This window comes from Priestia sp. ABM2_011 (genome assembly GCF_056158845.1).
Genome location: NZ_JBSWUB010000001.1, coordinates 1,654,679 through 1,677,986, shown reverse-complemented (window position 1 = coordinate 1,677,986; position 23,308 = coordinate 1,654,679). Strand labels below are relative to the sequence as shown.

Annotated in this window: 32 protein-coding genes, 1 pseudogene and 1 riboswitch; of the genes and pseudogenes, 13 read left to right on the top strand and 20 right to left on the bottom strand. The window is 39.8% G+C overall.

Translation table 11 applies throughout. The annotated features are described in order from the left end of the window. Positions 1-175: 175 nt before the first annotated feature. The 3 genes from icaB to pgaC are packed head-to-tail and all read right to left on the bottom strand — an operon-like array spanning position 176 to position 2,714. On the bottom strand, positions 176-1,042 hold the full coding sequence (gene icaB / locus ACXAE4_RS08805; RefSeq protein WP_028414957.1) for an intercellular adhesin biosynthesis polysaccharide N-deacetylase: 867 nt from the start codon (positions 1,040-1,042) through the stop codon (positions 176-178). Beyond that, positions 1,039-1,500, bottom strand: a complete 462-nt coding sequence (pgaD, locus tag ACXAE4_RS08800; protein WP_165636170.1) for a poly-beta-1,6-N-acetyl-D-glucosamine biosynthesis protein PgaD — start codon at positions 1,498-1,500, stop codon at positions 1,039-1,041. Before pgaD ends, icaB begins: the two co-directional genes overlap by 4 nt. After that, entirely contained in the window at positions 1,458-2,714 is a 1,257-nt protein-coding gene (gene pgaC / locus ACXAE4_RS08795) for a poly-beta-1,6-N-acetyl-D-glucosamine synthase (protein WP_289578267.1), read from the bottom strand. The genes pgaD and pgaC overlap by 43 nt, the downstream gene beginning before the upstream one ends. Positions 2,715-3,007: 293 nt before the next feature. Between pgaC and ACXAE4_RS08790 the strand changes: the two genes are divergently transcribed. The 5 genes from ACXAE4_RS08790 to ACXAE4_RS08770 all read left to right on the top strand — a co-directional run bounded on the left by ACXAE4_RS08790 (position 3,008) and on the right by ACXAE4_RS08770 (position 6,235). Next, positions 3,008-3,529 (top strand): ferritin, encoded by a 522-nt coding sequence (locus ACXAE4_RS08790; RefSeq protein WP_014458733.1) that lies wholly within the window; start codon positions 3,008-3,010, stop codon positions 3,527-3,529. Positions 3,530-3,551: 22 nt separating this feature from the next. Then, a complete protein-coding gene (locus ACXAE4_RS08785) occupies positions 3,552-3,752 on the top strand; it encodes a hypothetical protein (RefSeq protein ID WP_014458732.1) in 201 nt (66 codons plus the stop codon). 142 nt (positions 3,753-3,894) lie between these two features. Further along, positions 3,895-4,050 (top strand): hypothetical protein, encoded by a 156-nt coding sequence (locus tag ACXAE4_RS08780; RefSeq protein WP_014458731.1) that lies wholly within the window; start codon positions 3,895-3,897, stop codon positions 4,048-4,050. Positions 4,051-4,525: 475 nt separating this feature from the next. Beyond that, positions 4,526-5,251 carry an AbrB/MazE/SpoVT family DNA-binding domain-containing protein gene (locus ACXAE4_RS08775; RefSeq protein WP_289578269.1) on the top strand — a complete coding sequence of 242 codons (726 nt, stop codon included), beginning with the start codon at positions 4,526-4,528 and terminating at the stop codon, positions 5,249-5,251. Positions 5,252-5,500: 249 nt separating this feature from the next. After that, a complete protein-coding gene (locus ACXAE4_RS08770; protein WP_165636168.1) occupies positions 5,501-6,235 on the top strand; it encodes a class I SAM-dependent DNA methyltransferase in 735 nt (244 codons plus the stop codon). Between the two features lie 139 nt (positions 6,236-6,374). Here ACXAE4_RS08770 and ACXAE4_RS08765 read toward each other — a convergent pair whose 3' ends face one another. From ACXAE4_RS08765 to ACXAE4_RS08755, 3 genes and pseudogenes are all read right to left on the bottom strand, one after another. Further along, entirely contained in the window at positions 6,375-7,253 is an 879-nt protein-coding gene (locus tag ACXAE4_RS08765; protein ID WP_289578270.1) for a 5'-methylthioadenosine/S-adenosylhomocysteine nucleosidase, read from the bottom strand. Between the two features lie 156 nt (positions 7,254-7,409). Continuing rightward, positions 7,410-7,513: riboswitch (purine riboswitch) on the bottom strand. Between the two features lie 113 nt (positions 7,514-7,626). Beyond that, a pseudogene (locus ACXAE4_RS08760) lies at positions 7,627-7,837 on the bottom strand (hypothetical protein). A gap of 156 nt (positions 7,838-7,993) precedes the next feature. After that, a complete protein-coding gene (locus tag ACXAE4_RS08755; protein ID WP_165636167.1) occupies positions 7,994-9,004 on the bottom strand; it encodes an aldo/keto reductase in 1,011 nt (336 codons plus the stop codon). A gap of 286 nt (positions 9,005-9,290) precedes the next feature. On the opposite strand from ACXAE4_RS08755, the gene ACXAE4_RS08750 reads away from it, so the two are divergent. Beyond that, on the top strand, positions 9,291-9,536 hold the full coding sequence (locus ACXAE4_RS08750) for a hypothetical protein (protein WP_028409779.1): 246 nt from the start codon (positions 9,291-9,293) through the stop codon (positions 9,534-9,536). Between the two features lie 124 nt (positions 9,537-9,660). Then, complete coding sequence (locus ACXAE4_RS08745; protein ID WP_289578273.1) at positions 9,661-10,302, top strand: MSMEG_1061 family FMN-dependent PPOX-type flavoprotein; 642 nt, start codon at positions 9,661-9,663, stop codon at positions 10,300-10,302. An 11-nt stretch (positions 10,303-10,313) separates the two neighbouring features. On the opposite strand, the gene ACXAE4_RS08740 is transcribed toward ACXAE4_RS08745, so the two are convergent. The 7 genes from ACXAE4_RS08740 to ACXAE4_RS08710 all read right to left on the bottom strand — a co-directional run bounded on the left by ACXAE4_RS08740 (position 10,314) and on the right by ACXAE4_RS08710 (position 12,753). After that, the gene (locus tag ACXAE4_RS08740; protein WP_165636166.1) at positions 10,314-10,481 is read right to left on the bottom strand and encodes a hypothetical protein; all 168 of its coding nucleotides are present in this window, start codon (positions 10,479-10,481) and stop codon (positions 10,314-10,316) included. Then, positions 10,465-10,947 (bottom strand): DinB family protein, encoded by a 483-nt coding sequence (locus ACXAE4_RS08735; RefSeq protein ID WP_289578275.1) that lies wholly within the window; start codon positions 10,945-10,947, stop codon positions 10,465-10,467. Before ACXAE4_RS08735 ends, ACXAE4_RS08740 begins: the two co-directional genes overlap by 17 nt. 2 nt (positions 10,948-10,949) lie before the next feature. Continuing rightward, positions 10,950-11,468, bottom strand: a complete 519-nt coding sequence (locus ACXAE4_RS08730) for an N-acetyltransferase family protein (RefSeq protein WP_475235861.1) — start codon at positions 11,466-11,468, stop codon at positions 10,950-10,952. A 61-nt stretch (positions 11,469-11,529) separates the two neighbouring features. After that, positions 11,530-12,030: a hypothetical protein gene (locus ACXAE4_RS08725; protein ID WP_289578969.1), complete on the bottom strand. Its 501-nt coding sequence runs from the start codon at positions 12,028-12,030 to the stop codon at positions 11,530-11,532. Between the two features lie 182 nt (positions 12,031-12,212). Next, the gene (locus ACXAE4_RS08720) at positions 12,213-12,341 is read right to left on the bottom strand and encodes a hypothetical protein (RefSeq protein ID WP_255256921.1); all 129 of its coding nucleotides are present in this window, start codon (positions 12,339-12,341) and stop codon (positions 12,213-12,215) included. A 20-nt stretch (positions 12,342-12,361) separates the two neighbouring features. After that, the gene (locus tag ACXAE4_RS08715) at positions 12,362-12,520 is read right to left on the bottom strand and encodes a hypothetical protein (RefSeq protein ID WP_162213596.1); all 159 of its coding nucleotides are present in this window, start codon (positions 12,518-12,520) and stop codon (positions 12,362-12,364) included. 62 nt (positions 12,521-12,582) lie between these two features. After that, positions 12,583-12,753: a hypothetical protein gene (locus tag ACXAE4_RS08710; protein ID WP_186806718.1), complete on the bottom strand. Its 171-nt coding sequence runs from the start codon at positions 12,751-12,753 to the stop codon at positions 12,583-12,585. Positions 12,754-12,940: 187 nt separating this feature from the next. Between ACXAE4_RS08710 and ACXAE4_RS08705 the strand changes: the two genes are divergently transcribed. Continuing rightward, a complete protein-coding gene (locus ACXAE4_RS08705; protein ID WP_033579956.1) occupies positions 12,941-13,327 on the top strand; it encodes a MerR family transcriptional regulator in 387 nt (128 codons plus the stop codon). 36 nt (positions 13,328-13,363) lie between these two features. On the opposite strand, the gene ACXAE4_RS08700 is transcribed toward ACXAE4_RS08705, so the two are convergent. Both ACXAE4_RS08700 and ACXAE4_RS08695 read right to left on the bottom strand, forming a co-directional pair. Further along, positions 13,364-14,326 (bottom strand): aldo/keto reductase, encoded by a 963-nt coding sequence (locus ACXAE4_RS08700; RefSeq protein ID WP_289578277.1) that lies wholly within the window; start codon positions 14,324-14,326, stop codon positions 13,364-13,366. 225 nt (positions 14,327-14,551) lie between these two features. Further along, on the bottom strand, positions 14,552-15,232 hold the full coding sequence (locus tag ACXAE4_RS08695) for a CPBP family intramembrane glutamic endopeptidase (RefSeq protein WP_289578279.1): 681 nt from the start codon (positions 15,230-15,232) through the stop codon (positions 14,552-14,554). An 83-nt stretch (positions 15,233-15,315) separates the two neighbouring features. Between ACXAE4_RS08695 and ACXAE4_RS08690 the strand changes: the two genes are divergently transcribed. From ACXAE4_RS08690 to ACXAE4_RS08680, 3 genes are all read left to right on the top strand, one after another. Further along, positions 15,316-16,053, top strand: coding sequence for a MerR family transcriptional regulator (locus ACXAE4_RS08690; protein WP_049166009.1), 738 nt, complete (start codon positions 15,316-15,318; stop codon positions 16,051-16,053). Beyond that, the gene (locus ACXAE4_RS08685; protein ID WP_289578280.1) at positions 16,050-17,294 is read left to right on the top strand and encodes an MFS transporter; all 1,245 of its coding nucleotides are present in this window, start codon (positions 16,050-16,052) and stop codon (positions 17,292-17,294) included. Before ACXAE4_RS08690 ends, ACXAE4_RS08685 begins: the two co-directional genes overlap by 4 nt. Positions 17,295-17,493: 199 nt before the next feature. Beyond that, the gene (locus tag ACXAE4_RS08680) at positions 17,494-17,775 is read left to right on the top strand and encodes a hypothetical protein (protein ID WP_028414975.1); all 282 of its coding nucleotides are present in this window, start codon (positions 17,494-17,496) and stop codon (positions 17,773-17,775) included. A 50-nt stretch (positions 17,776-17,825) separates the two neighbouring features. On the opposite strand, the gene ACXAE4_RS08675 is transcribed toward ACXAE4_RS08680, so the two are convergent. Beyond that, complete coding sequence (locus ACXAE4_RS08675) at positions 17,826-19,301, bottom strand: glycoside hydrolase family 32 protein (RefSeq protein WP_098113597.1); 1,476 nt, start codon at positions 19,299-19,301, stop codon at positions 17,826-17,828. A gap of 327 nt (positions 19,302-19,628) precedes the next feature. Here ACXAE4_RS08675 and ACXAE4_RS08670 point away from each other — a divergent pair, with 327 nt between their 5' ends. Beyond that, entirely contained in the window at positions 19,629-20,102 is a 474-nt protein-coding gene (locus tag ACXAE4_RS08670; RefSeq protein WP_047750012.1) for a YtxH domain-containing protein, read from the top strand. Positions 20,103-20,147: 45 nt separating this feature from the next. Here the strand turns inward: ACXAE4_RS08670 and ACXAE4_RS08665 are convergent, their stop codons facing one another. The 3 genes from ACXAE4_RS08665 to ACXAE4_RS08655 all read right to left on the bottom strand — a co-directional run bounded on the left by ACXAE4_RS08665 (position 20,148) and on the right by ACXAE4_RS08655 (position 21,783). Continuing rightward, a complete protein-coding gene (locus tag ACXAE4_RS08665; protein WP_098113596.1) occupies positions 20,148-20,486 on the bottom strand; it encodes a hypothetical protein in 339 nt (112 codons plus the stop codon). Between the two features lie 290 nt (positions 20,487-20,776). Continuing rightward, positions 20,777-21,037, bottom strand: coding sequence for a hypothetical protein (locus ACXAE4_RS08660; protein ID WP_016765166.1), 261 nt, complete (start codon positions 21,035-21,037; stop codon positions 20,777-20,779). A gap of 137 nt (positions 21,038-21,174) precedes the next feature. Then, on the bottom strand, positions 21,175-21,783 hold the full coding sequence (locus tag ACXAE4_RS08655) for a hypothetical protein (protein WP_047750010.1): 609 nt from the start codon (positions 21,781-21,783) through the stop codon (positions 21,175-21,177). Positions 21,784-21,956: 173 nt separating this feature from the next. Here ACXAE4_RS08655 and ACXAE4_RS08650 point away from each other — a divergent pair, with 173 nt between their 5' ends. Further along, positions 21,957-22,322 carry a DUF3221 domain-containing protein gene (locus ACXAE4_RS08650; RefSeq protein WP_028414979.1) on the top strand — a complete coding sequence of 122 codons (366 nt, stop codon included), beginning with the start codon at positions 21,957-21,959 and terminating at the stop codon, positions 22,320-22,322. Between the two features lie 11 nt (positions 22,323-22,333). Here the strand turns inward: ACXAE4_RS08650 and ACXAE4_RS08645 are convergent, their stop codons facing one another. Beyond that, positions 22,334-23,266 carry a patatin-like phospholipase family protein gene (locus ACXAE4_RS08645; protein WP_028414980.1) on the bottom strand — a complete coding sequence of 311 codons (933 nt, stop codon included), beginning with the start codon at positions 23,264-23,266 and terminating at the stop codon, positions 22,334-22,336. Between the last annotated feature and the right edge of the window lie 42 nt (positions 23,267-23,308).

Genomic DNA, 23,308 nt, shown 5'->3' with positions numbered 1-23,308 from the left:
AAAGGATTGATAGATAGTTTCGTTTATCCATATCTGTTATCACAACTTTTCTATGGTAACATTAAAATGATTTTTATAGAAATGAAAGTGTACTTTCTTCACGTAATTGACATACCTTTTGATGGTAAACAGAAAAAAGCCTCTGCTTTAGACAGAGGCTTTTTTCACTTTCTTCTCATGAGCTCGTACGCGTCAGCCACGGAAGAATAAGATATTGAAAGGTTTTGTTGTACACAACAATCCGGTTAAGATAATACGGATCGTTGTCTTTTGTAATAACATGAGGGGCTAAAATAGCTGCTTGGTGAAAACCAGCATCTTTCACAATCTTAGCTACGTCATCATTCGTATTGCCGTATGGATAGGCAAAGTAAACGGGGTCTATTCCTAAATGGTTCTTAATCGTTTCTTTGCTTTTTCGTAAATCACGAGCAAACGCGCTGTATTTAGCAGGCGTCAGAAATAAAGGCTTGTCTTCTTCTAAACGGTGCATATCATATGTATGCGAACCGATTGTCGCAAGGCCGCTGTCTTTCATTTCTTTTAGCTGACTCCATGAAGCCATATTTAAATTTTGAAAGTCCTCTGCTCCCACTTGTCCTGCGATTACATATAGCGTAAACGGAATGTTTTCCTTTTTCAAAATTGGAAAAGCGTTTTGATACACGGTACGGTCAATATCGTCAAATGAAATCCATACGCAGCGTTTTGGAAACGTGCCTTTTTGCTGATACGTTTCAATATCTTTTGGCGTAACAAACGTAGCGTCAAGTTCCTTCAGCTTTTTTAACTGTTGTTCAAAATCATTGCTGTAGACGCTGTACTCTGTCAGTTCGTCAGACTTTGTAACTGAGCTGACAATTCGATTAAACCAATTATGCTTGCGCACGCGATGATAATTTAAGCCTAAGCATCCGTTCGTCTCAAGCGCTGGCTCCACGGTCGTTGTTGCTTTCGCCTTATCTTCCCAGTTCACTACTTTAAAGAAAATAAAGCCAACTACCGCTGCCGCAATTAAAAGAAAGAATACATATTTCTTCATGCGTGCTTCCTCTCCTCAGTATGTTTTAACGGATTAACATCAAACTCGATGTACTGTGCACGCTGAAGCTCTTGAATTTGATCCTTCGATAAAAGCTCAAGACGCTCTAAATCTTTAATACTCGTATACGCCGGCTCTTTTCGTCGGTTTAAGCTTCCAAATCTCTTTTTGTTGTAGAATCTCCATAAAAACAGAGCCAGGAAAAAGAAGCAAAAAATAGCGAGTCCAATTACTAAAAACGTTCGAATTTCGCCGTTCGTCGTTTTGAACGCAATTTTTAATATCCCGCTGTAACGGTCATTTACGCCGATAACAGCTGAAAGGAAAAACCAAAGAACAATGGCACAATACAGCCAAAAAACAGATGAAACAATGATGCTTATCACGAATCGAGCAAGAGGCTGCTTGGCTTGAATCATGATTTGCTCTTCGTTAAGCCGCGGTCTGGACTGCTCCATGTGGCATAGCCTCCTTTCACTCTAGATCTGATAGCACGAGGAAATGCGCCCACTACCACAATCGTATTCACAATCCAGTAAAGCGCTGGGTACCATGCAGCCCAGACGTAATACCGCTTCACGTTGTCGTATTTCGAATCAATTTTCAGCGCAATAAACAGCTGAATTAAGCTCATAAATACAAGGGAAAATGACGTAAACGTAAACCAAAACAGTATGTCTTGAGGACTGCTCGCGGTAACAAGCAGCATGATCGTCACAAACAGCCATGCGAATGACCAAAGAGTACTGATCCACTGCTCTAGGTATACAATCCAAATTCTGCGCTGCTTCCATTTTAATAACACTTTCCAGTGGCGAAGCATTACCTCTTGCCCACCTTGAGCCCAACGTACTCGCTGCTTCCAAATTCCTTTTAAGGTTTCGGGCACAAGCATCCAGCACAATGCCCGCGGTTCATAGCGGATATCCCAAAAGCGCTGCTGCAGCTTCCAGCTTACGGCGATATCTTCCGTAATCATGTCACGATCCCACAGCCCGACGTCCACAAGTGCTTTCTTTCGAAAAGCCACTACTACGCCTGAGACCGTCATTACTTTTCCTAAAATTCGCTGTGTTCGTTTAATAGAACCGATAATAGAAGAATACTCAACTAGCTGAATGCGACTCAGCAGCGTATTACGGTTTCGAATGCGCGGATTTCCGGTAACGGCTCCCAGCCGTTCCCCTTTATGAAGAAAATGATGGATTAGATAATACGGAGCGTCTTGATCTAAAATAGCGTCTGAATCTAAGCAGATTAAAAACTCAGCTTTAGATGCGTGCGCACCTAAATGCAACGCGTTGGCTTTTCCTTTATTTTTATAAAGCTGAATCACACGAACTTCAGGGTGATTCCTGCTGATTTCCTTTAAAATATCAGCTGTTCCATCGGTGCTTCCATCGTTAATAAGGATGATTTCTTTAGACGGATAATCTAACGCCAAAAGGTGCTTAAGCGTTTCTTCAATCGTTTCTTCTTCATTATAGCAAGGCACTAAAAAGCTCACTAACGGCCAATCAACTGTTGAAAAATCAACTTTAGGATCTCGGTCGCGATAGCGTATGTAAATAAGCGTGCCCGCAATCCAAAATAAAGACATAATAAATGGATACCAGAAAACAAAGCTCGCGAGCTTTTCAAATCCAGGTATTAATACGTGTTGCATATTCATTTTTCTGACTCCTTCATACCAATTAAAATTGCACAGAGTGACAATTTTATCATTAAATTGGTTAAATAGAACATGGTAATTTTAACCATCTAAAAAAAGAGTCTTTTAAACTACGTTTATTCCTATATTATACAACCCCTTTATGTAAGTAAGAAGCACCAATAAAGGATGGGCAAGTTACCTACTTAAAGAAGTGACATATAGTATCACTGTAGATTTCTTTCACCATAAAAAACGTGAGGGTTGCAGCTAGTATATGAAAGAAATTCTTTCCCTAAGGAGGAATAACAAATATGAACGAACAAATTCAAAAACTGCTCAATAACTTAATTCAACTTGAACACGTCTCTTCAACTTTGTACCTAGCTATGTCTAACTATATGAATCGATTAAACTATAAAGGAATGGGCAGCTGGCTACGCCTGCAGTCTGAAGAAGAACGCACTCATATGCTAAAACTTATTGACTACTTAGTTGACCGCGGCGGAACGGTTGAATTAAGTTCTTTACCTGCTCAGCCAAGTGAGTTTGGGACACCGTTAGAAACGTTTCAAAAAGTATTGGAGCATGAAAAGTTCGTCACAAATTCTTATCGTCAAGCGTTTCAATTTATCAGCCAAGCGAACGATCCTCAAACCCTAGTCATCGTGCAGGACTTTTTGAGAGAACAAGTCGATGAAGAAGCTCAGGCTCAGACAATTGTAGACCGCTTAAAAATTGCTCAAAATAACCCTGCAGCTATTTTTATACTCGATCAAGAACTAGGACAGCGAAAAGCTGCGCCGGCGGCGGGCGGAGCAGCTGCGCAAGGTTAAACGCGCAGAAGAGCACCGAACAATGTACAAAAACAATAACACGCCTCCCGTTTCCTTGCTTCGAGTTGGGATTCATCACGGCTATTACGGCTATCCGCCCAATGTGTACGACGCCATTCAAAGGCTTATGAATCAATATATGCATCAGCTTCACTATCATCGTCCTCAGTACGTTCACGTGTACTACGTGCACCCTTCTCTTATTCACTACTACCTTCACTGAGTGGAGGAAAACAGGAATTTTGTTTCATGAAGAAATTCACCGCTTTTCCACCTAATTCAGGAATTCCAATCAAAAATATGGATATTTATGCTAATATAAAATTTGTTAATCATATAAAGAAATAATATTAGCGGGGTGTCATATGGATAATCAATACGTTGTAGGATGGGGAACGCTGGCTCTAATTAATGCCGGATTAGCGCAAGGTAAAAATCGAACCGGTCTGAACTGGTTCTTATTATCTCTTGCTTTAGGACCGCTTGCTACCTTCATCTTACTGCTGGTTGAAAAACGATAAAATTAGCTCAAAGCTCATTACATTGAGCTTTTTTCTTTATCCTTTAACTATGACTTGAGCCCAAAAGGTGTAAAAAAAGCATTGCGTGAAATTTTTTTCTTGGCTTAATATGCATAAATCTATTCATTATTCAGACTGAATTCCGCTGTATTTTTTTGTTTAAAAACCTCTATCTACTCTTTTTAAAAAAGATACTACCTCTTTTTAAGGTTTTTTTTCCTACAATAAAACCAAAAGAAAGAAAAACACTTCTATTTCTATGTTTTTTTTAATTAATAGATTAGCTGTTTTCTTCAGATTATTATTCTTTACACGAGACACATGTACATCTACTGAACCCGGTTAAACTTCCTGTATTTCGCAATCTGTAGGATGAATAAATACTCATTTGCTTCATTTGACAAAGAAATAAATGCTGTGTAATTTAAGTAACATACCCCATCTAAACTGTTTTTAGAAAGGATTAAGTAGCAAGATGCGTACAAAAAAAGAAGAGTGTATAATTGATGAAATGGGAAGAGTATCCCTTCCTTCTTTGTTTATGCAAATAACGAAACTCGAGACGAACGACAAAGTTCTTTTACGGAGCTGTGATGATTGGATTATTATTGATCATCATGATGAAAATGTCCCCGTTCCTTCTCATATCTTCATTCGAACAATTGACCATATGGGTAGAATAGTCATTCCAAGATCCCTGCGAGATGACTATGAACTTAAGCCATTTGATTATGTAGAACTATACGTAGTAGAACAGCAAATTGTTATGAAAAAAAGAGCCGAAAAAACGATAGCGCTTTCAAAAAAACCTGGGGCGCCTCCTCCTTATTATGCAACATTAACCGGACGGCAGATTCAGCTCACTTCTGAACTTTTAACGTCAGTCGAATTGGATGCAAACATGGAGGTTCAATTTTTTATTAACAAAGAAAATAACATTGTGATTCAAAAATACGAAATGAATTTCGGTGAAAAAACGACTTTAATATTTACGGCTCAATCTAGAAAAATTGATGAACGTTTTCGACTTACCATTCCTAAAAAGCTGCGAGATGATTTCTCCATCCACTCAGGTACGATGTTAAAAATCAAGACAGGTAATAAGCAGCTCATTTTAGAAAAAGTAGAGCATGAAAAAGAGATTAGCAGCGCATTATCTCAGCAAATAGACGCAGCAATTGTTGAAAAGTTACCGAAATAAGACCGACGCCAAAAACAAATGGTTCCTTACGACTTCAAAGCAAAAGCTAAGAGTTATGCATAGACTGACCCTTTCTATACTCAACTCTTAGCTTTTAGACTTATCTTCCATAGACGTGTACAAGTTTGTTACTCCACATGATAGCACTTCTCCAAAATAAAACGCTATTTCCATATCCATCAAAATCATTGTAAATAATTTGAATATATGATTATAATAAGATACTTTGCATAGAGGAGGCTGATTTAGTTGAAGATCTCAACAGGAGCTGAATTTTACGATAATGACGAGACGTTTTTGGCCTATACAAAACGCCGGCAGCAAAAAGAAAATGCGAATGATACGATTGAAAAACCAGCTATTCTACAGCTTCTAGGTGATGTTACAGATGCAAACATTTTAGACTTAGGGTGTGGAAACGCTGAATTTGGTGCGGAGCTTCTTGCACAAGGCTGTTTCTCTTATACCGGAGTAGACGGCTCTATCAATATGATAAATGCAGCTCAGCAACAGCTTTCAAACTATCCAAATGCAGAAGTGATCCATGAACCGATGGAGCACTATACTCCGCCCCGTGACAAATATGATTTAGTTACCGCAAGACTGTCTCTTCACTATATAGAAGACTTAGCTTCCATTTTCACTAAAGTAAATCAAGCACTCAAACCTGAAGGAAGGTTTATTTTTTCCGTTGAACATCCAGTTATTACGTCTACTCTTCAGCCTTCCGCTCTCCGCACAAACTGGACCGTGGACAACTATTTCTTCATGGGATTCCGTCAGCAGCACTGGATGGGTGGATACGTTCAAAAGTATCATCGCACGCTTGAAGAGTACTTTTCTTTGATGCAGCAAAGTGGATTCACCATTACAAATTTAAAAGAAGCATGTCCTCAAAAAGAACATTTCGACAGCGCTGAAACTTACGAGCGTCGAATGCGTATTCCTTTGTTTTTACTGATGAGCGGCGTGAAGAATAGATAAACTAAAAATACTAAAAAAGATCTTAACTAGTCTTTCTATAGGTAGAATCCATACGTAGTCGTTTTCAATTATTTGACCAAAAAAGCACCAGACCCTTTGTTAAGGAAACAAAGGGTCTGGTGCTTTTTTAAAGAAAGATTTACTTAGCGTTTGTGCTGATATAATGTCTAATTACTTCATAAACATAGTCTTGGCAAGCGGCTGCTGTATTTGGATTATATTTTCCATTGTTTACTTTGTTGTTAGATAACACTCTGATACCCAAGAATGGAACGTCGTAGCTTCCTGCAATTTGCGCTGCCGCTGCGCCTTCCATTTCTTCTACAGACGTCCCGTACTTAGTATGGAACCACTTAATTCGATCCACTTCGTTATTCCACGTGTCTGCTGATCCTATCGTTCCTTCAACCACTTTTCCTTTTTTATATGTATCTTTTACTGCATTTGCAGCCGCAAGTAACTTCTTATCTCCTTCATAATAGCGAGCTTTTTCAGCATCAGGATCTTCTCCAGCGCTTCCTTCAGAAGCCATTAAATCCATCGGCTTCCAAGCAGTAGGATCCATTCCTTCGCCTTCTTTTTTATCTTCTGTTTTTAAAGAGCCTATATTCGTTGTTCGCTTTCCTAATACAATATCAAACACGTTCAGGTTTTCATCATGCCCGCCCGATGTTCCTTGGTTGATAATTGCTTTAGGATGGTATTTTTCTATAGCTATCGCTGTAGCAGCTGCCGTGTTTTCCATTCCTTTTCCCGTTTTAACCACAATGACCGGATAATTGTCGACAGTTCCTTTGTAAAAAACAAAATTCCCTGACTTTTCTTCTTTTACATTTTCTAATTTTTTAGCGAATTTCTGCGCTTCTATCGGCATCGGCCCTTGCACAATAATAGGCTGCTGCTTCTGTTTATCTCCGGCTTCTTTTTTTGAAGCTGAATTACACCCGGCAAGTATAGATAGCAGTAAAACCATACCAATAGTAAATAAAGCACCTGTTTTTAACATCTTGTTTTTCATAGATCGTTACTTTCACTCCATTTCGTTTTGCTGTTTCATACACTCGATGATTGGACAAAAGAAAAAAACCTAGAGCATGTTTCATGGTCTACGTTTTTTAGAGTCAAAGTATAAGAAATTAAGTACGGAATACAGCTTCTGTCTGGGTAAACCGAACATTTTTATACTTTAACTCGTAGTCCAGTTCTTTGAATGGGAACCAGGTAGAGACACTTAGACCATATTTCCAAGCATATACGAGCAATATTTTTCACTTTCTAAATGTATCAAATACAAAATGGTTATTCAATATAAAAAGCGAATATTTTAATATTATTCATTTAAATTGTTCGTATTTAACCAATTCTTACTAAATATATGACAAATCCCTATCTCAAAACAAAAAAAGAGGCTGAGACATAACAAGATGAATCCAATTTAAAGACGCACAAATGGCATACATGAGCTGAACCGCTTGTGATAGTTGATTTCCATGCAAGACTTCGCTTTCCGCGGGAGGCCGCTGAGCCTCCTCGTCACTTGCGTTCCTGCGGGGTCTCACCTGTTCCGCTTTCCCCGCAGGAGTCTTCGTCTTGCCCTTCAATAAACTGCTAGAAGGATTTAAACAGATGAAACCTACGTTCACCTAACAAAAAAAACGAACCACTAATCAAAAATTTTGATCAATGGTTCGTTTTTCACTTCGTCTAAAATACTTTTGCCTCAGCCTCTTTTTCTACTTACTATTTACCGTTCTACCTTCATTTAATGTTTATTGGCAGCGGTGCATGAGACGCTACAAGCTGCTGTTCACGCATTTCTTCCCAGAAGGCTGCCGGAATTACCGTGTTTAATGCCGCTTTGTCTTCTGCAATACGCTCTGGACGACTGGCGCCAGGAATAACGGCAGCAACCGCTGGATTAGCAAGCGAGAACTGTACAGCAGCAGCCTTAATGCTGATCTGATGACGATCTGCAATGGCTTTGATTTTTTCTACTTTTGCCATAATGTCTGAAGACGCTTTTTGATATTCAAAGTGTGTACCTCCAGCAAGAACGCCTGAGCTGTATGGTCCGCCGACAACGATGTCCATATTATGCTTTACAGCTTCGGGCATCACTCGCTGCAGCGCACGTTCATGATCTAACAGCGTGTATCGGCCAGCTAGCAGCGATACATCGGGCTTTGCTTCTTCCAATTCCAGCATAATTTCGATTGGTTCCACTCGGTTTACTCCAAGTCCCCATCCTTTTATAACTCCTTCTTCGCGCAAACGTGTAAGCACACGAAATGCGCCCGTTCGAGCAGATTCAAATTGTCCTACCCACTCATCTCCATAAAAATCTTGTGCAACATCATGAATATACACAAAGTCTAAGCGATCTGTTTTTAAACGGTTTAAGCTTTGCTCAATTGAACGAAGAGTTGCATCAGCGCTATAGTCATTAATAATTTTATTTTTACGGCCGAATTCAAAAAGCCCGCCTTTTTCTCCCATATCACGTGAAGATGTGTCTTCTAGTTCATCTGAAATAACGCGACCTACCTTTGTACTTAGCACATACTCATCGCGATTTCTTTTTGATAGTGCTTCACCAAGTCGCATTTCTGCTAAGCCAGCTCCGTAAAGAGGGGCTGCGTCAAAGTAACGGATGCCGCTTTCCCAAGCAGCATCAACCGTTGCGATGGCCTCTTCTTCTGGAATATTGCGATACATATTGCCTAGTGGTGCTGTTCCAAAACCTAGTTTTCCCTGCAGTATCTCTCTCATATGAATAAAACCTCCTGAAATTTTTATAACTCTATTTTAGAATTTGATTCGTATAATCAATTTATTAAATGTCTTATTATTCCCTGACAAAATTTATTATGAAGCATACAAACACGAAAAAAAAGTACGCACTTTAAAGTAATATGGGAACTAAAAAGTAACCTACTAAGATGCAAATGAGCTTTTTAGACTCTTTTTTCTTTATACCCTTTCTACTTCTTACTCATGCAAACAAACATTTTGCATACAATAAGCAGAAAGCTACTTTATAAATGAGGTGAGACTCTTGAGAGATGAATACTTCAAAAAAATTGAAGATAAGCTCGATAAGCTTGATGAAATGGACGATTCCACAATGAAAGAAGAACAAAAAGATGAGTATTTTCAAAGTTTGCTAGATGATATGGATGATTTGTTAAAAGACATGCGCCAGAGAGAAAAAGACTCCGACCATCTTGTCAGTGAACATATGAAAACGGTTAATGACATATTTGATAACGCAATCAAAAACTTAAAAAAAGACCGAAATTAGCGTTACCATGCTTCTCCTTCTTTTCAACATACTGATTTTTCTGTTTTTTTAATATAAAAACATAGAATTTCATATGTAAAAATGGTATTTTCAGTATACGCAAACTGTAGGAGTGAAAAGAGGAATGAAAAACGGTCACTTTAAAGAACGAGTAAAAACGAAGGAAGAGCTTCGACGTATAGTCGGCGTGCCTAACAAATTGGCGCATCAAAAAATAATTCCTTATTTAGATCGACACTGCCGGGAATTTATTAAACATTCCCCTTTTGTCATCATCGCTACAGCTGATCATAAAGGAATTTGCGACAGCTCTCCACGAGGTGATCATGCTGGTTTTGTACAAGTCGTCGATGAGAAAAGGCTGTTGATTCCAGAGAGGCGCGGCAATCAAAAAGTAGATTCATTGGAAAATATTTTATCTAATCCTCAAATAGGGCTGCTTTTTTTAATTCCAGGCATAGAAGAAACGCTGCGGATTAACGGCAAAGCTTGCATTGTCAAAGACAAAACGATGCTTGAAACAATGGCGGTTCACAACGAAACTCCGCTGCTCGCTATCGACGTCGAAGTACAAGAATGCTTTCTCCACTGCAGCAAAGCATTCAAGCGATCAAAACTGTGGAATCCAGAATCTTGGGAAAGAGTCGAAACGCTTCCTTCTGCAGCTAAAATAGTTGCAGAACACGCAAGCTTTTCCACTCTAGAAAGCCCCAACAATCCCGAAGGAAGCAAAACCCAGCACCTTTATGAAAAAAAGCCGCTATAATGCGGCTTTTATCATTTTACCATCAAAAAAAATATACCTCCAGCAATGATCAGAACGGGTAACAAAGCAAGAAGCACGCCTTTTTTCGAAGATCCTATGTATTCATGATCACCATAGGCGCGGCCTGCTCTAAAATCTACTTTCACCTGAGATTCTTCTTTTTTATGTTCTTTTTTCATCCTCTTTGCCTCCTAGCGGCATTTGAGCGTCGATTTGCTTGATATGATGCTCCAAATGAGCGATATAATCTTTAGCCAACCACTGGAGCGAAACGAACTTTCCATCTCCTAGTTCGAATTGATACATATGCTTTTCTATTGGCATATGCAAAAGAACGGAAGCAATTTGCTTATTTAAGCTGCGCCATAGGGCAACTACTTCTTTCATGGACGTATCTTGATAGTGCTGCAGTTCTACCCATTCATCTTGTTTGTAAGGCGTCAGTACACAAGGATTTTTTTCATGCTGCACGTTGATAAAGCGCTGTAAATTGTGAATGGCTGAGTCACATAAGTGCCCCACAATTTCTTTTGGTGACCATTTCTTAGGAGCAGGACGGTTTGACGCCTCTGCTTCAGAGAGTACTTCAAGCTTTTTAGGAAGCTTTACCACCCATTCGTTTAACTTAACAATCGTCGTTTCCATGTTCATTTCTCCTTTAAGCACGTTTTTTCAAAAACCTTCCCCATATAATATTCATCGACTGATTTTTCATCTACAACGAGTGAACATACTTTTTTCCCTTCTATTTCAAAACCCATCTTTTTATACAGCGAAATGGCCGGTTCATTGTGGGTCATCACCGTTAGCTCTACTCGTTTAATGCCGCTCTGCGCTGCCCATTTCTCCATTTCTTTAAACAACGAAGTGCCGATGCCTCGGTTTCCGTAAGATTGAAGCACCCCAACAGCTAAGTATGCACTGTGTTTTTTTCGGTTAACGCTTCCGACAATCACAGATAAATGACCAACGAGCTGTCCTTCTTGTTCCGCCACTAAAATGGTTGAGTTCGGCATCTTTAAAAAAGTTGTAATCATTTTTTTCTGCTGTTCAAGCGTGGTCGCACGCTCATTTTCCTCGTACAGCATATAGGCGGTTTCTTTATCAAGCTCTTTATTTAACGCTAAAAAAGCGGATGCATCGGAAGCTAAAATTTCTCGAATCACGTTTACCCCTGCTTTCGTCAATAGTAGTTAACTAGAAAAAAACGTTAAAAAGCGGATGATATCATGACACACGCGGTGAACGTTTTCCAAGAAACGCAGTGAAGATAAAACATATACTAAAAGCAACGGCTGAAACGAAAAAGCCAAGCATCCATACTAAAGCTCGCATAAACGTATCTTCATTGGGATACAGAGGTTTAACGCCTAGCCACTGAATTACCATGATCAATGCTACGATCAAGTAAAAGCTGCTTCCTGTTAAAGCCATTTTAAGACGGTTTTTAAATGACCCTGTCCACGCTGTACTAAAAGCGCTCCACGTGAGAATACTTACAATCGTCGCTAAAAACATAAGAACAAGATGTAAATAAGGGATATCTGTAAACATAAGAAGATAGAGTAAAAATATCGTAGTGCCAAAATATAAAGCATTAATGCCAAATAAATAGCCTCCGCTCAGCCAGTGGTTTTGAAACCACTTTTTCTTGCTGAGACGTTCTACCACTCCGCTGGGAACCCACAGCGTACGCGAAAAAATAATCATCACCAGCACAAGTATCATGCCGGCCAAAAAGAATGTTGACACCTTTTCATCAGCCTTTCTATTCAAAATAAATATGGTTAATTATACTATTGATTACAAAATTAAACTATTGTTTTCTTTATTAATTAAAGAGGCTGAAACATAACAAAATTACTTTAACCTAAAGATGAACAAATGAGATAAATAAGCTGGACTGCTTGTTACACCGCTGTTGATTTCCGTGCAAGACTTCGCTTTCCGCGGGCGGCCGGTGAGCCTCCTCGTTGATTCTGCATTAAGAATCTCAATTCATCATTCGGATCTTCATTCAACGAAAATACTTTTATCACAGCCTCTTTTTTACGCCTATTTACATTCTTCCTCCCGTAAACGGATTGATTTCTCCTGTTAAATCACGTCCTGCTTTCTTTTCTTCGTGTGCGATGCGCTTGCCAATCGCAATTTTATTCCAAATTAGTGGCACCCAAATACACGCTCCGAACAAAATCATCCAAAAAAGTTCTCCCATTTCTTCCATCCTTTCATTTTCTGCTTTTATTTTGAAGACAATAAGAAACGTGTATACAGTTTTTATTCCTGATTTGAATCACTCATGCCGTATGAAAAGAAATAAACCAGGATTGATAAAGCCATTCCGTAAGCGGTCCAAGCCGCTAGTAAAATGGCGTACTGATGATTGATAAAAAACACTCCGCTTGAAATCAGCAGCAGGATAAAACTAATCCATTTTATTTTTTTCATTACTCTATCCCCTTTACTTAACCTTTTACAGTAAGTTTCTTATTGTCTACTTGTTATTACGGTCAAAATGTATAAAAGTTCCATTTTTTTTAAAAATAACTGAAAAAGAATTTGATAAAACGTTCAACTATCGATTATCATATACCTTAAAGTAAGCTTTACGATTCATAAGTGGGAGTGAACAATCTTGTCTTATAGCATGAAAGAAATGAATGAAAAAACCGGGCTTTCCGCACCGACTTTGCGCTATTATGAAAAAGAAGGAATCCTTCCTTTTGTAGAACGTGATGAAAATGGAAAGCGCCTCTATAACGATACGAATATTGAGTGGATCCGTTTTATCTTAGCTCTGCGCTCAACTGGCATGCCGCTTGCAGAAATAAAGCGCTATGTAGAGCTCTATAAACAAGGGGAAAGCACGATTAAAGAACGAAAAAACATGATGCTTCAGCACAAAGAAGCGGTAGAAGAAGAAATGGCCAAAACTTTTAAATACCTCGAGCAAATTAACTACAAGCTGGCTTTGTACGACTCACTAGAAGCAAGGTTAGAGCAAAAAGAAATCAAAATATAAACACAAAAGTCCGCAGGTGCACCTGCGGACTTTTTATTAATACAGTGAATTTACGGTGTTTAGCAGTTCTTCTGACCATGTCCAATCGCTGATTTCAACCGCATCTGTTACGTGATGCAATTTACTAGCTCCGATAATGCTTGATGTTACAGCGGGCTGATTTAGCACCCACGCAAGAGCAAACTGAGACAAGCTTACTTCATTTTGTTCTGCTAACTTGCGATACTGCTCCACCAGCTGAAAGTTTCGGTCAGTAAAGTAGTTTCGCAGCAGCTTTTCACCATGTGCAGCACGGCTTTCTGGCGGCACGTCATTTGGTGTTTTATATTTGCCTGAAAGCATGCCGCGCGCTAACGGACTGTATACCATAACGCCTACACCTTCGGATTGACTAAACGGCAGCAGCTCTTGTTCAATTTCACGAGAGAGAAGATTGTACTGAGGCTGAACGGAAATAAATTTTTCAAGATTCATGTTGTCACTAATATGATGAGACTTTGCGATTTGCCACGCGGCATAATTGGAGCAGCCAATATAACGAACTTTGCCTTGACGAACTAAATCATCTAGCGTGCGAAGCGTTTCTTCCATAGGTGTATGGTGATCAAAAAGATGAACTTGATAAAGATCGATGTAGTCCGTCTGCAGTCGTCGCAGCTGATTATCAACTTCTCTCATAATATGTGTGCGTGAAAGACCTTTATCATTTTTGCCTTTTCCTACGGCAATGCCGACTTTTGTTGCAAGCACAACATCATCTCGTTTTCCTTTTAACGCGCGTCCAATAATTTCTTCAGATTCCCCTGTGCCATATCTAAACTCTTCATCCTGCCCTTTTCCGTAATAGTTGGCTGTGTCAATGAAGTTAATTCCGTTTTCAATGGCGCTATGTAAAATAGCTGCCGACGCTTTTTCGTCAACCCATCGTCCAAACGCCATAGTACCTAGACATAAATTTGATACTTCCAGACCTGTTGTTCCAAGCTTTCGATATTGCATCGATACCCTCTCCTTTTTATTGCTGTTTATAGTCACTATTATCATACACCTTAATGTGCACTTTAAGACAAGCCTTGAGCGTGCGTGCATATACAAAAAACTGTTAGGAACAGGCAGTGCTTCTAGCAGTTTTTTTGTTCATTTCTGCTTATTTTTTGTAATTAGCTTCTTCAGTAGACATAATATGGTAAGATAAATCATAGCTTACCCATTATCGAAACTACATTAAGCTGCCGCCGTTAAAATCACGGCAATTCCATTAAAACAAGCGTGAATGATCATACTAGGAAGCAACGACTTTGTTTTTTCGTACACCCAAGCGAATACGAGACCTGAAAAAAAGTTAACGGGCAAGGTATTGTACGTTGGAATATGCACCAGCATAAAGATAAACGAACTTCCCACTAATCCAAATACAATCCCTCCTTTACGTTTCAGCCACGTATAAAAAAAACCTCGGTAAATAATCTCTTCATAAAAAGGTGAGATCACAGCGGCTGAAACAAAAGCAAGTATAAATGAAAACAGCGACAGGTCATGCTGTAAACTGGCTGTTTTTTTATTTTCATACGTCATACCAAACCATTCCATGAGTACAACAATTGCCACACTTCCTAAGATCAGCACAAAAAGCCAAAAAAGAATGAGCGGCCAGTGACGTTTTGAAAACGATTGAAAACCAATTTTTCTATCACCAGCCTGCACCATCAGCCAATACAGAGCTGATAAAAACACAGTTGCCATAACAAATCCAGTAGCTGTTCCAGCATAGAGCTCACTTTTAAATAGCGACTGGAAAACGTGCTGCAATGCTCCTTCAATGAAAACAGGAACACCAATAAACGTAACGACTAGCATAATTACAAATGATTTTATTGTCCATAATCCTTGATTTTGTTGTTTCAATTTACTTCGCCTCCCTTTTACCTATATTCAGTGTAAAAGGTGACGTAACGTTACCTGCAAGCATTTTTTTGGAGGGATTAAACATGATTTATTTTTCTACGGGGCAAGCCGCTAAAAAATTAGGACTCACGGTGCGTACGCTTCGTTACTACGATCAAATCGGATTGCTTCATCCATCGTCAAAAGCCGAAAATGGAAAACGCTCCTACTCAGAAACGGACTTAGTCACACTAGAGAAAATTACCCTGTTAAAAAACTTAGCCGTTCCTTTGCGAGATATTGAACTTATTCTTCATCAAGTAAGTATTGATGAACTTTTAGCGATTCATCAGCAAAAACTTCAGCAAAAAGCTTCAGAAATTCAGCGAGCTTTAGAACACACCCACACTCTTCGCAACAGTATAAAAATAGAAGGTGAACTAAACTGGAAGCAGCTCCTTCCTTTAGTTCACAATCAGCCTACTACACAAAGCAGCTGGACTGATCTGCTTTCAATAGAAGAAAGTGAGATTCTGCAGCGTGATATGCCTAAACTGGAGAATGAGAGTGCTGATAAATGGATCAGCATCATTAAACGAATTCAGCTGTGTTTAAAGCATCAGCGTTCACCACAGTCTGAAGATGGCCAGCTAATTGCGGCGGATATACTGCTTTTATCAAGTGAGCTATTTGGCCCTCATACCGATTTAGAGAAAGCCTTTTGGGATATTCGCAAATCTCCTGAGGCATCCAGTTCACTTAATCTCTATCCTATTGACAGCGAAGTCCTTCAATTTATTGAAGATGCGATTATTTTTTACGAACAACACATAAAGGAATGAAAGTATTGAAAAAAGAAAAGCTGTTTGCTAATTCTTCTTATAAAAAATTATTTATTTCAAGTACTGCGGCAAGCTTCGGAGATTTATTTGATATGTTTGCGGTGATGACGCTTTTTACATACGTGTGGCACGCAAATTCCCTCTGGATTACGCTTATTCCTGTCGCGTACGCTTTGCCTAGCATCCTGCTAAGTCAAGCAGCTGGAAATTTAGCAGACCGCTACGATAAAGTACAGCTGATGTTTCTGTCTGAACTAGTCCGTCTTCTGTTCACATGTCTGTTATTTTTCACAAATGAACCGCTTTTGGCACTAGGGGTGCTGACGCTGCGCTCGATGAGTTCTGTTATGAAAGTGCCCGCACAGCTCGCTTACGTTCGAGAAGTGGTCAAAGAAGACCAGCTGCTGCAGGCCTCTACTTTACAAAACATTATGTTTCAAGTTGCCAAAGTTGTGGGACCGTTTCTCGGAGCCGCCGCGCTGACGTTTACAACGCCTAAAGCATGTATTTTAGTTAACGCCGCAGCTTGTATGATTTCTATCGGCTTGCTGTTTTCACTTAAAAAAGCAGGTGAAAATATTCAAGGGCAAGCTGCTCGTTCTTCCCATCAAGCGAAAGAAGCGTACTCAAACGGCTGGGAACTCGTTTTTCAGCACCCAATTCTTTTACGTGTCGTTGTTTTGTTTCACGTTTCATACTTTGTCGTCATGCTTGTTGACGCTCAAATTAGCATCTTTCTTCGAGATGTGCTCCCTCATAACCCGGAAATGCTCGGCTGGCTGCTTTCTGGAATCGGGATAGGAGCGCTAGCAACAGGAGTGTATCTTAATCGAAAAAAACACGTTCATCATCCATTTAGGCTTTTATCACTTGGACTGCTTCTATTTGGAGGGGCTTTATTTTTCATTAGCTGCTTTAACCCAGCCGTTATGTCACGCTATTTTATTTTGATTGCTGCACCTATTGGAGGGGCCGGAGTTGGGCTTAATTTACTGCTGTTTAACTATATCGTTCAAGCATATAGCGACAAGGAACACCTCGGAAAAGTGTACGGATTCATTAACACCTTAACGAGTGCCGTTTTACTTACTGCTCCTCTTCTTGGAGGCATGGTCGTAAAGCTTGCAGGTGCTCAGACGACTTTTTTAACGGCGGCAATCATCATCGTAAGCGTTGGATTTGTGAGTATGGTGATGTCGCTGCGTGATAAACAGGAAAGAAACGTTCAGATTGACGCATAAAAAATATCTTTCCTTATTCCCCTGCAGCCGGCTGGATTCTAGGGACACTGCTTTTGCTAGGAAACTCATTTTATACGAGAAGATACTTACATAGAAGGTTAATTAAGAAGTAAATATCCGCCCCGAGCCGTATATACAAACCTTCATTCGGTTATGGTAAAATAGATAAGCAAAAACTGGATGTAAGGAGATTTTGAGTTTGAAAACAGGATTAATATCTGGCATTATATCTTTAATTATTGTGATTATCATTTCTATTACAGCAGGCAACTGGCAGTATATTTACTATATTTCAGGCCCTCTTGGCATATTACTTACGGCAATTGCACTCGTAACCTTACTGGATACATTTCGATTTGAAACGAGAGGACCTTACTTTACCCCGGTCCGGCAGCGAGAGGATACAGAATGGATGAAACGTTTTATTATTGCAGCTGTTCCTCATTTAGTTGCTTCTTGTATTTGTATCTTATTTTTATAGAAACCAAAAAGCCAATGAATGATCTTCATTGGCTTTTCTTATTTATTATATTAAATACCGCGCGACATACCGTAATAATCAATACGGTAGTCCACAGATCCCTCTGCAAATACATTTACAGCTGATTTAGAATCTTTTTTCGGGAATACGCGGGAAGTGAAGACAATTTTACCGCCGTTTATATAAATTTCGACAATGCTTTTGTCGACAAATACGCGAACATCGACTTCATTTGACGCCGTCCATTTTTCAGAGCGAACGACACCGTATTCCGTTGCATATTGATGGTGGAATGAAGAGCGGTCGAGTCTCACTTCTTGCTTTTCTGTATCAAACACAAGGCGAAGCTCTTCTTCTTTACTATTAAACAGCTCTAAACCAAACTGTTTGGCCCCTATCTCGCGGAACGTCATATTGATTTCATAGGCATTGTTTGTTGCTTCATCAATAATCACTTCTTCATTTTTTAGCGTTCCTCTAAAATGAACCGCTTGATCTCGAAGCTTATTTAACTCTTCTACAGGCTTTTGAACAAGTTCATTACCTTCAAGGGAAAGCTCACGAGGAAGCGTTAATGCATGGGCCCATCCGTATTCGTCTGATGGATAGTCAACGTCCGGGTTTCCAATCCATGCAAATAGCAAGCGACGTCCGCTTTCATCTTGAAACGTTTGCGGTGCATAAAAGTCAAATCCTTTATCAATTTCACGGTAATACTCCATTTCAAACGTTAAACTTTCCACATCAAAGGTTCCCACCGCGTAAATCACATTATAAATATTATGAAAATCGTGGCTGTCCGCTTTGATTCCCTGCGGTGAAAAGACAAACACATCTTTTCCGTCCAGTTTAAAGTAATCCGGGCACTCCCACATATAGCCAAAGTCAGGAAGCGATGTTTGAACTTCGCCTTTAAATGACCACTGAAGCGCATCGCTTGATTCATACACAATTAATGCGCCCGTTTCGTTTTCACGCTGAGCGCCCAGCAGCATATAATATGTATCATTTTCTTTCCATACTTTCGGATCGCGCACATGTCCTGTATACCCATCAGGAACGCCTCGTACCGCTGGATTATGCGTGTATTTTTCTACACTTCCATCCCTTTTTAGCATCGCGATACATTGATTAGCTGAGCGTGAGCCGTCTTCGTATTTTACATTCCCTGTATAAAACAGCAGCCCTTGACCATCTTTTTTGATAGCGCCGCCTGAGTATGCGCCGTGCGATTCATATTCTTCCGTTGGTGTTAGGGCAACCGGAAGGCGTTCCCACGTTACTAAATCCGTAGATTTCACATGGGCCCAGTGCTTCATTCCATGCATCGCACCGTACGGATACCACTGATAAAACACGTGATATTCACCGTTTAATTGAATCAATCCGTTTGGATCATTCATCAGCCCGTACTGTGGATGAATATGATAAATCGGCTGCCAGCTGTCTTTGATTGCTTTGTCTTTTAATGCTTCTAACTCTCCAGATTTTGCTTCTAAAATCGTTCTGTACTTCGATTCAGCCATTTCTTCAATCCCTCCAGCATCTAAAAAAAGAGAACGTATTCTCCTTGCACTCTATGATATAAAATTTCAAGTGAAAATGCTACCAAAGAACGAATGTTGTCGTTTTCTTGTGTCGGATTTTATAGATAAGTTTTTTTCTGTTTTTATAGCAGAAAAGAAGGTTTTTCTGTCAGGTGGTTGAATACTATATACAATCAAATTTCACCAGCCTGTACGAGCGTCCGACGGCACTTGCAGATTTTTTTAGCGAATCATTTGCGTTTTGCAGGAAGTATTCAACAAAATGGTAAACCCTTCATATTACATATTATAAAAGGAGGAAATGTCATGACAAAAGAAAACGTAAAAGAAACAGTGGGTAAAGAAACAAAAGGTGGAAGCAAAGAGTTATTAGTCGGCACTTTAGTAGGCAGCGTAGTGGGTGTAACAACAGCTTTACTAGTAGCGCCAAAGTCAGGAAAAGAGCTGCGTGCTTCTATTCAAGACGGAGCGAATCAAGCACTTGCTAAAACAGGTCAAGTGAAAGAAACGGTATATGCAAAAGGCCAAGATTTCAAACAGCGCACGGCTCGTCTTTCACAAAAAGTCTCCGAACAATCTTCGCAAGTTGTCAACAAAGTGAAATCTCTACGCACTGCTAAAGAACAGCCGCTTGCAGAAACGGCTGCAGCAGAAGAGCTTGAAACGACAGAAATCGTTCAAGATCCTGTTCTTGAAGCTGAAGCGGTGCAAGAAGAATTAAATACAATTACGCAAGAAGTAAGTGACTTAGAACAATCTGTCGATGAAACAAGACGTTAATAACGAGCTGTAGAGATATCTCTACAGCTTTTTTATGTATATTCGCTATCCTTCCTTCCACCCTTCAAAAAAATAGCCTCCATATGGACACGGCTCTGATTCCGGCAGTTCTTCATAACGCTGTCCGCTGTAATACTTCGCCAGCACAATCTTAGGCTTCAAAACCGCTATCCCTTCACTGTCTTCTTGCTCCGCTCCGCTTTCTCTCATCAAACAAAAAATATCCATTCCCGCAAACTCTCCGTACCCTTGATAGCACGACTCATAATAAACTTTACCAGGTGTCACCAAATAACACTCCCGCTGCCACGACGGCTGCTTACTGTAGACACTCGCAATACTTATTCCACTCACTGCACACTTCCAGCTGCAAATTCCAACCATATAACGCCTCCAACGACTTAATAGTCTATTCATCTACAACTTTTGATGAAATCAAACGTCCTGAGAAATGTACAGCATTTTAACGTCGACCAAAAACCTACGCTACCAGATTCCCTGACCCCTTGAATTCCCCCAAAAAGGTCCACCTATGCGGAAGTTGGCAGCCCGCAAGGGAGGACAACTTCCGCTTAGGTCTAGCTCTGTCTCCGTGGCTAAAGAGCAGCCACGGAGACAGAGCTACATCGATAAAAATAAAAAAGGTCTGATAAATCGACCATTTCTGGTGATTATCAGACCTCAAGTTTTTCTGCATTTGAGCGGCTTATTTGCTGTTCAAGCGATTTAGCCAGCAGGACAATTTCATGATCTACATATTTTGTTTTGATTTCTTCAATTTCCATTAATGTTTTAGAAAAGCTTTCTGCATTATTTCCCTGTCTGTGCTGCACATCTTTAAAGAAATCAAGCAGTGCCTCGTTAGACTGCGTTGGACGGCTAAAATCAATCGTGTACATTTTGTACCCCAGTGTTAAATTTGTTGTAGTTGTCATAATTATTTCCCCCATTCTTCCTATAGTGATATATCTTCTACTCTTTACCCTTTAATTCCTTCTTTTTAACCTAAATTAATTATTTTTTTTCAAAAAAACTTCCCATTATAAGAAAAAACACCCTTATAACAAGGATGTTAGAGTATTCTTCCCTTCGGTACAATTCCAGATGCAAAGTCATCTTTGAACTTAAAGCTAGCAGAATTGTTTTCCTCTAGAAAATGTATTTCCCATTTAAAGACGGGATATTCAGGCTTGTACATTTCGACTTTCTGATTGGGATTTTCTTCTAATCTTGCAATTACTCGTTTGAATCCTTCATATGCAATCCACCAGTCGCTTCCGGTTTCATCGGTAATAAAACAAATAGAACCGTCAATTAAATGAAGGTTTTGCTTGATATCATCAGCATTGGTAAAATACGCATTTCCAAACGTTTGAAGACAACGATCGCAATAACCTGCTTTGCCTCCATCTTTATAAATCCAGTGTGCGATTGGCTCACTGCAGTCTTTACACGTATTCGTCACTTCTTGAAGAAATGTCTTGCCGCTCCACTGTTCTTTTTCATTTTCAAACACGGTCCATACTAAATAATCCTCCGTTTGCTCTGAAATAAAAAGGCGAAACGGCTCGTCTCGATGCCAAAAATGAATATTCTGTTCGTCTGATTCTTCAAAGTCTATGACAAAATTATCTCGTTCTAATATATGTCGAATAACATTGGTTAAAAAGGTAACATCCATACAAGGACCTCCCGTACTAAGCATAGCTTCTAGTAATATAGCGTTTATGAGTTAAAACATATCACGCGCGCTGAAATAACGTCAATGATTACCTCTTGCTTTCTCCGAAAACTGGAAAAGAAATGGTCAAACGCGCTATAATGGTAGTCATGTTAAAACGGAAAGGAGATTTTATGAAGTTTACCGTTCAATCAGCTGCACTTTTTCTTCTCTTTTTTATTTGTTTAAGCGGCTGTTCGGATAACGCAGAGCAGTCAAAAAAGCCGGCCGGCTATTTAGTTCAAGGGCGCATTTTACAAGTGAAACAGAATGAAATTCTCATTGCAAACGTCATTCCGCGAGATACCGCGCTTGACTATACAACCAAAGAAATACTTGGTTCTAGCGATGTACAGCCTATTTATGTAAAAGTTGCAGATGATCAAACATACAAAAAAGGACAGCTCGTTAAAGCATGGCTCAAAAAAGACAAAAGCGTTCAGTATTCTGTTCCCGCAAAAGGCGAGGCTGTGGAAGTCAACATTTTAAAACAGCCGTAGAAAAGCTCCTGTTACAGGAGCTTCCTTCGCGTCAGCGGACGTTCGGTCCGATTCATTTTATGCTGTTCAAAATCCCACTTTTCTAAAAAGCGCTTTGCTGATATATAACCAGATTCATATAAAAACTCGATTTCTTCTTCTTTTAATGCAAAATCCGTTGCCGTAATCACACCCGTTGGAATTTGTACGGTTCGTTCTTTTGTCTCCGCGTTCAAATACCGCAAATCGTGAGCTTGCAGCATCGTTGTAAACATGCTTTTAAATAAATGGACAGGTGTTGGAATAATAGCAGCTGTATCAATTTCTTCTTTTACAAATCGAAAACCAAACGTCGGGAAACGCGGATGCTCCGTATCAAACAGCCAAATCGGAAAATTGCTTAAAAGCGCTCCATCGACAATGTATGACCTCTTGAACCCTTTGGATTTCCAAATGACGGGACGAAAGAAAAAAGGAATGGACGCACTCATCATCACGGCTTGTGAAATCTTCATATCGCTTGGCTGCATTCCGTATCGGGGCAAATCGTCAGGGAGCACAAGCATCTGTCCGTTCGAAATATCTGAGGCAATAATTTTCAGCTTATCTGCAGGCAAATCTGCAAACGTTTCGATTCCTTTTTCACGCAGCAAACCGTACACCCATTTTTCCAAATAATCATTTTTATAAAAACCTAAATGAACCATCAGTTCAATCAAGTTGCCAATGAGAGGAATTCGGTTAATGATCGTTTTTCCGCGAAACTTGGCATAGTCCATGTTTTGAAGCTCCTTGCGAATTTCCCCGCTTTTATAGCCGCTCGCCAAAAGTGCCGCAATCAACGCTCCGGCTGACGTACCTGCTAGACGCTGCCATTCTACATTGCTTTCTTCCATCGCTTCAATCGCACCGGTGAATGCGATTCCTCGAACTCCTCCCCCTTCAAACACAGCATCTGCTTTCACATCTTTCCCCTCCTATACAACTCTCTAGTTTTTATATACCCT